The organism is Micromonospora sp. D75 (genome assembly GCF_018070405.1).
In the GTDB taxonomy this organism is placed as follows: Bacteria; Actinomycetota; Actinomycetes; order Mycobacteriales; family Micromonosporaceae; genus Micromonospora; species Micromonospora chalcea.
The window spans coordinates 1-6,692 of the sequence record NZ_JAGPXV010000321.1 but is presented as its reverse complement, the minus strand read 5'-3'; the positions used below and the strand labels follow the sequence as shown (position 1 = coordinate 6,692).

Genomic DNA, 6,692 nt, shown 5'->3' with positions numbered 1-6,692 from the left:
GGCGGGGTGGGCTGGGCCGGGGGTGGGTAGGCGCCGGGGCCGGGCTGGGGGTGGGTGCCCTTGGGCGGGTATCCGTCCGGCTGGGACGGGGCGCCAGGGTGCGGTGAGGTGCCCGGGCGGGCGTAGGCGCCGGGCGACGAGGGGCCGCCGGGTGGGCCGTAGCCGGGCGGCGGGCCGTAGCCGGCGGGATGGCCGGCCGGGACCGGCGGGCCCTGCTCGGTCATCCGGTCGAGCGCCTCGTCCGGGATGTCGGCGGCGCGCGCCAGCTCGCGCCGGTGCCGGCGGCGGTTCCAGATCAGGAACACCACGAGCGCCAACAGCACCACCAGCGCCACGGCGATGCCGATGCCGATCACCATGACCTGCTGGTCGGTGGGGCCGCCCCGGTCGCCGTAGTCGGTCACGTCGAAGTCTTCGTCCTCGGCCGCGGCCGGTGGCGCGGACGCGCTGGCCGGAGCGGCGCCGAGCAGCGGGTTCGCCGACACCGACGGCACGTCGGCGGTGAGCGCCGCCACCGGGTCGATCCGGCCGAAGCCGAACTGCGGGTCGCGGCCGGGCGGGCCGGCGTCCCGGGCGGTACGGATGATCCGGTTGATCACGTCGGGTGCGGAGAGCCGGGGGAACTTCGACCTGATCAGCGCCGCCACACCGGCGACGATGGCCGTGGAGTCGGACGTGCCGTCGCCCCAGCCGTACCCCCGGTCGGGTCCGATGTTGTAGACCTCGTCCCCCGGAGCGGCGACCACCGCCTCCGGGCCCTGGGCCGAGCCGGGCCAGAAGCCGCCGCCCCGGGTCGTGCCGGTCACCGCGATCACGCCGGGGATCTTCGCGGGTGAGGCGATGTCCGGGCCGAGCTTGCGGACGTTGCCGGCGGCGGCCACCACGACCACGTCGCGTTCCAGCGCGTACCGGATCGCCGCCTCTTCGCCCTCGTCGACGGCCCCGGCGTGCCCGTAGGACAGGTTGAGCACCCTCGCGCCGCCGTCCACCGCCATCCGGATGCCGGTCGCGGAGTTGCCCGCGTCGGCGCCCTTGTCGCCGGACGGAGTGCGGATGGGCAGGATCCGGGCGTCCGGCGCGACGCCGACCACCCCGGTCCCGTTCGCCGCGATGATCCCGGCCATGTGGGTGCCGTGGCCGTCCGGGTCGCGCCGGCCGTCGCCGGAGTCGAACGTGCTGCGCCCGGCCAGGAGCCGGCCGCGCAGGTCCGGGTGGTCGGCGTCGGCGCCGCTGTCGACCACTCCGACCACGACACCACGCCCGGTGGAGATCTGGTGTGCCCGGTCGATCCGCAGCTCGTCGAGGTACCACTGCTCGGCCCGGCGGGGAGCGCCGACGGCGGGCTGCGCGGCCCCCAGCACCATCAGCCCGGCCGCCAGCGCGGCCACCACCGGCCGGAACGCGCCGACGTGCACCGTCATCCGTCCGTCCTCATCGCAGGATGCCCGGGGACGCACCGTCACCGGCGCCCCACGGATCGTCGTCCTCAGTCAACCACGACGAGTGGTCGCCACCGCCGCCGCCATGCCCGGCGCCGCCGTGGCCGCCCATCATCCCGCCGCCCATCATGCCCGCGCCGGCCAGGCCACCACGCGCGCCCGCCGCGCCCGCGCCCGCGCCTCCCGGCCCCGCGCCCGCCGCCGCCCGCAGCGCGCCGGCCGCGCTGGTCAGCGGGGGCACCTTGCCGTTGCCGCCGCCGACCATGCCGGGCAGCGCGCCCACGCCCATGCCACCGGCCGCGCCGAGGCCACCGCCGCCGATGCCGCCCGCCGAACCCAGCCCGGCACCACCGCCACCGCCACCGAAGCCGGCGCCGGTGCTCAGTCCGGCGCCGAGGGTGCTGCCCGGACCGCCCGGGGTGATCGTGCCCGGCCCACCCGCGCCGGCCAGGCCGGTGCCGTAGTCGGGACTGCCGGAACCCGGGGCGCCGGCGCCGGGCAGGCCGGTGCCGGGCGGGGTGTACGAGCCGCCGCCGGGACCGCCGCCACCGAACTCGGGCACGCCGGTGGTCGGCGGGGGCGTGAACGAGCCGCCGCCGCCGACACCGCCACCGCCGCCGATGCCGGTGCTGCCCAGCGAGGGCATCCCGCCGCCGCCACCACCGGCACCGCCGCCACCGCCGCCGCCGGGCAGCCCACCGCCGGGCACTCCGGACGGGGGTACGCGGGTGTCCGGGCGGTAGCCGTCGTCGACCCGGGCGTCGGGCTGGGGTACGACCAGCTTGGGACGCTCGGCCTCGACCGCGGCCGGCAGCGGCGACATCGCCTTGTTGGCCGCCTGCTGGTTGTCGCGGTACCAGTTGTCCAGGTGGGACTTGGTGTCCCACCAGCCGCCGCGCTTCTGGTCGTTGGCGTTGCCGTCGATCTTCATGGTGGCTTCGAGATCGTCGGCCTTGTCGCGGAACGCGCCGTCGGCGTAGAGCGCCTGGTTGGACTGGTAGTCGCTGCGCAGGGCGGCGAGGAAGCCGGACTGGCTCTCGCCGTCGCGCGCGTCGTCCAGCTCGGTGCCGCCGGGCAGGCTCCACTCGTTCCAGCCGAAGTTGTCCATCAGCGGGATCGGGATGCTCGCCACCGCCGTACGGATGTCGCCCTCGATCCGCGACAGCGCGCCACTGACGTTGCTCGCGTGCGTGATGAGCTCCTCGATCTCCTTGCCGATCTCGCCCAGGTGCTCGCGGTACGCGTCGCCGCCGCTGCCCTGCCAGCCGGCGAGCAGCCCGGGGAGACCGCCGGTGTGCGGGCGCTCCTGGCCGGGCGCGATCGGGCCGACGAACGAGCGGCCGACCAGCGAGTCACGCAGATGGCCGAGCGCGGTGGACAGGTTGCGCCAGCCCGCGCCGACCGAACCCACGGTCTCCGGATCCGCCGAGAGCGTCACCTCACGGACGCAGCGCTCCCAGGTGCCTCCTGCCATGACCGTCTCCCCCTCAGGCCGTGTACGGGTAGGTGGGCTGCTGCCCGGCGTCCGGCGGCGGGGCCGCGGTCTCCAGCAGCCGCTCGATGTCCTTGCCGTTCGCGGCGTTGCGGGCCTCGGCGTCGCGGAACGCCTTGGCGATGTCCTGCGTGCCCTGCTTCAGGCCGGCCAGCTTCATGGAGATGGCCTTGAGGTGGGCCTCCATGCTGGCCGTGGACCTGGTCAGCGCCGCCCACTGCATCCGGGCGTCCTCGTACGCGCCGAACGGGGTGCCGTTGGGCACCGTCTGCGCGTTGCCGCTGTCGCCCTTCATCCGCTCCTTGATGCGTTCCATCTCGTAGCCGATGGTGTCGTCGACGTACTGCTTGAGGCGCTCGACGTACTCCGCCGCGGCGTCCAGGTCCTCGACGCTGACGTGCAGATCGCCGGTATCCGGCGGATTGATGCCCATGCCTGCTGTCCTCCCCGCTACCGGCCCTGGCCGGTCCATTACGGACGCAGCGTATCGAGGATGCACCAGTCGGGGCAGCCCCACCCCGCGCACGCGCGCGGTCGCCCGGAAGGACGACGGAGCGCGGGAACCCGGTCGGGTTCCCGCGCTCCGGTACGGTCCGTGCCTCAGCCCTGGGCGGCGGCGGGCAGCTTCAGTCCATTGACCGGGGTGAGCGGCAGCAGCTTGCGGCCGGTCGGGCCGATCTGGATCTCGGTGTCCATGGACGGGCACACGCCGCAGTCGAAGCAGGGCGTCCAGCGGCAGTCGTCCTGCTCGTACTCCGACAGCGAGTCCTGCCAGTCCTGCCAGAGCCAGTCCTTGTCCAGGCCGGAGTCGAGGTGGTCCCAGGGCAGGACCTCCAGCTCCTCGCGCTCGCGGGTGGTGTACCAGTCGAGGTCCACGCCGTACGCCGGCAGCACCTCGGCGGCGGCGTCCACCCAGCGCTGGTACGAGAAGTGCTCGCTCCAGCCGTCGAACCGGCCGCCGTTCTCCCAGACCTTGCGGATCACCGCGCCGACCCGGCGGTCGCCCCGGGACAGCAGGCCCTCGATCAGCGACGGCTCGCCGTCGTGGTAGCGGAAGCCGATCGCCCGGCCCAGCGACCGGTCGCTGTTGATCGCCTGCTTGAGCAGCTTGAGCCGGCCGTCGATGACCTCCGGCCGCTCCATCGAGGCCCACTGGAACGGGGTGTGCGGCTTGGGCACGAAACCGCCGATGGAGACCGTGCAGCGGATGTCCTTGGACCCGGTCGCGGCGCGGCCGGCCCGGATCACCTCGTGCGCCATGTCGGCGATCTCCAGGACGTCCTCGTCGGTCTCGGTGGGCAGGCCGCACATGAAGTAGAGCTTCACCTGCCGCCAGCCGTTGGAGTACGCGGTGACCACGGTGCGGATGAGGTCTTCCTTCGACACCATCTTGTTGATCACCTTGCGGATCCGCTCCGACCCGCCCTCCGGGGCGAACGTCAGACCGGTCCGCCGCCCGTTGCGGGACAGTTCCTGGGCCAGGTCGATGTTGAACGCGTCCACCCGGGTCGAGGGCAGCGACAGCGAGACGTTCGTGCCGGCGTACTGCTCGGCCAGGCCGGAGCACATGTCGCCGATCTCCGAGTGGTCGGCCGACGACAGCGACAGCAGGCCGACCTCGTGGAAGCCGGAGAACTCCAACCCTTCCTTGACCATCTGGCCGACGGTGGTGATCGAGCGCTCCCGCACCGGACGGGTGATCATGCCGGCCTGGCAGAACCGGCAGCCCCGGGTGCAGCCCCGGAAGATCTCCACCGCGTACCGCTCGTGGACCGTCTCGGCGAGCGGGACCAGGGGCTTCTTCGGGTACGGCCAGGCGTCAAGGTCCATCGTCGTGCGCTTGTGCACCCGGAACGGCACGTCCGGGCGGTTCGGCACGACCCGCTGGATGCGGCCGTCGGGCAGGTAGTCGACGTCGTAGAAGCGCGGCACGTAGACGCTCTCGGTCCGGGCCAGCCGCAGCAGCAGCTCGTCCCGGCCGCCCGGGGAGCCCTCGGCCTTCCACTCCCGCACGATGGCGGTGATCTCCAGCACCGCCTCCTCGCCGTCGCCGAGCACCGCGGCGTCGACGAAGTCGGCGATCGGCTCCGGGTTGAACGCGGCGTGCCCGCCGGCCACGATCACCGGGTCGGCGTCGGTGCGGTCGGCCGCGAGCAGCGGGATGCCGGCCAGGTCGATCGCGGTGAGCAGGTTGGTGTAGCCCAGCTCGGTGGAGAACGAGACGCCGAACACGTCGAAGTCACGCACCGGGCGGTGGGCGTCGACGGTGAACTGCGGCACGCCGTGGGCGCGCATCAGCTTCTCCAGGTCCGGCCAGACCGCGTACGTCCGCTCGGCCAGCACGTCGGGCAGCTCGTTGAGCACCTCGTACAGGATCTGCACGCCCTGGTTGGGCAGGCCCACCTCGTACGCGTCCGGATACATCAGCGCCCACCGGACGGTGGCGGCGTCCCAGTCCTTGACCACCGCGCCCAGCTCTCCACCCACGTACTGGATGGGCTTGGTCACCTGCGGCAGCAACGGCTCCAGCCGAGGCCAGACCGAGTTGGCGGCGGCGGGACGCGGGGTGGTGGACGGGGCACTCATGATGCCCAAGCGTACGCGGTGCCCCCGCCCCGCCGTCCCCAGCCGCCACACCCGCGCCCGTGTCCGCCGCGTTGATCAAGGAGTTTGCGGGCTGTCCCGCGCTCCCACCGGACACGAACTCCTTGATCACCGGAGTGGGGCCGGTGAGCGGGCGGGATTAGTCCTGGGTGGCGGGGCGGTACTAACCTCGCAACGGGCGCGAGAGGAGATAGCCGCGATGCCGCAGCCGCAGCCGGGGGCGGGCCGGCCGGCCGACGGGGCCGAGGAGCCGACCGTCATCGAGCCGGCCACCGCCGTCGACACCGAGGACGCCACCGGCGCCGCCGCTCCGGCGTCGCCGTCCGCCGCGCCGGGAGCCGCCGCACCCGAGGGCCGGCCGTCCACCACGCCGGACACCGCCGCGCCTTCGCACGACGCGGCCCCGCAGCCGGGGACCACCGAGGCCGAGACGCCCACGAACGAGGTCGACGCCACCGCGCCCGCGACGCCCACGGACAGGGTCGAGCCCACCGGAACCGAGAAGCCCACCGAGAAGGTCCAGCCCATCGAGACCGAGACGCCCACCGCCAAGGTCCAGCCCACCGGAACCGAGACACCCACCGACAAGGTCCAGTCCGCCGCGACCGAGACGGCCACGGACAGCGCTGAGGCCCTCGCCGCCGGCACCGAGACGCCCGCCGACAGCGCTGACGCCCCGGCAACCGACGCCGAAACACCCGCCGAGACCGCCGGAACACCGGCCGACAACACCGCGACAGCCGCCGGGGGGACCGACACCGTCCCGCAGGTGCCGGTCCCACGGGCCCGCGGGTCGGCCCCGGTGCCGGGCCGGACCACACCCGCCCCCACTCCCCGCACGGGCCGCCAGCCGGACCCGACCCGGATCGACGCGGCCCCGCAGCCGCCCGCGGCCACCACCACGCCGGACCCGACCCGGATCGACGCCGCGCCGCAGCCACCCTCGGCCACCACGCCGGACCCCACCCGGGTGGACAACGCCCCGAACCCGACTGGGAACGCACCGAACGCCACCCGCGTCGAGGCGCCCCGCTGGAGCGGCTCCGCCGCCGTCCCGCCACCGCCGCCGAGCCGGCCCCGCTGGGGCGCGTCCGCCGAGCCCACGCCGGTGCCGCCGTTGGACTCGCCCGAGCACGCCACGCCGGTCGACCCGTGGG

The 6,692-nt window shown here is 74.4% G+C and carries 4 protein-coding genes and 1 pseudogene; 1 reads left to right on the top strand and 4 read right to left on the bottom strand.

What is annotated here, in order from left to right:
• From mycP to KBX39_RS19100, 4 genes are all read right to left on the bottom strand, one after another.
• Positions 1–1,421: type VII secretion-associated serine protease mycosin (gene mycP, locus KBX39_RS19115; RefSeq protein ID WP_210871810.1), on the bottom strand; the 1,421-nt coding region annotated here is incomplete at its 3' end.
• Positions 1,422–1,431: 10 nt separating this feature from the next.
• The gene (locus KBX39_RS19110) at positions 1,432–2,913 is read right to left on the bottom strand and encodes a hypothetical protein (RefSeq protein WP_210871808.1); all 1,482 of its coding nucleotides are present in this window, start codon (positions 2,911–2,913) and stop codon (positions 1,432–1,434) included.
• A 13-nt stretch (positions 2,914–2,926) separates the two neighbouring features.
• Entirely contained in the window at positions 2,927–3,364 is a 438-nt protein-coding gene (locus tag KBX39_RS19105) for a hypothetical protein (RefSeq protein WP_030503083.1), read from the bottom strand.
• Positions 3,365–3,531: 167 nt separating this feature from the next.
• Entirely contained in the window at positions 3,532–5,517 is a 1,986-nt protein-coding gene (locus tag KBX39_RS19100; protein WP_043328969.1) for a TIGR03960 family B12-binding radical SAM protein, read from the bottom strand.
• Between the two features lie 217 nt (positions 5,518–5,734).
• Here KBX39_RS19100 and KBX39_RS19095 point away from each other — a divergent pair.
• Positions 5,735–6,692 (top strand): annotated as a pseudogene (locus KBX39_RS19095) (hypothetical protein); the annotation flags it as partial.